This window comes from Psychrobacter sp. Sarcosine-3u-12 (assembly GCF_002836005.1).
In the GTDB taxonomy this organism is placed as follows: domain Bacteria; phylum Pseudomonadota; class Gammaproteobacteria; order Pseudomonadales; family Moraxellaceae; genus Psychrobacter; species Psychrobacter okhotskensis.
The window spans coordinates 1-282 of the sequence record NZ_PJBY01000060.1 but is presented as its reverse complement, the minus strand read 5'-3'; the positions used below and the strand labels follow the sequence as shown (position 1 = coordinate 282).

Sequence of the window (282 nt, the reverse complement as noted above, 5' to 3'; positions counted from 1 at the left end):
TTTTCCAAGATATAAAGAACCTACTGTCATTATTAAATATCCTAATGGTGAGTTAAGTATTGACGGTGTTATGTCAGTCTTGGCTTACGACGATAACAAACAAGCAAATTACAAACTCTCGAAAGTCAATCTTGGCTTTTTATTCAACCATAAAGTAAGCGGTATATCAGACGAAGATGCCTATCAGAAAATGATGTCTTTCTTTAAAGAACTACAAGATAAAGGTTGGACTTATGCTAAAAGTTTAAGTGAACCTCGTTTAAGCCCTAAAGACAGCTTTAC

At 34.0% G+C, this 282-nt stretch carries 1 pseudogene; it reads left to right on the top strand.

Annotation, left to right across the window (positions count from 1 at the left end):
* A pseudogene (locus CXF65_RS01150) lies at window positions 1-282 on the top strand (hypothetical protein); the annotation flags it as partial.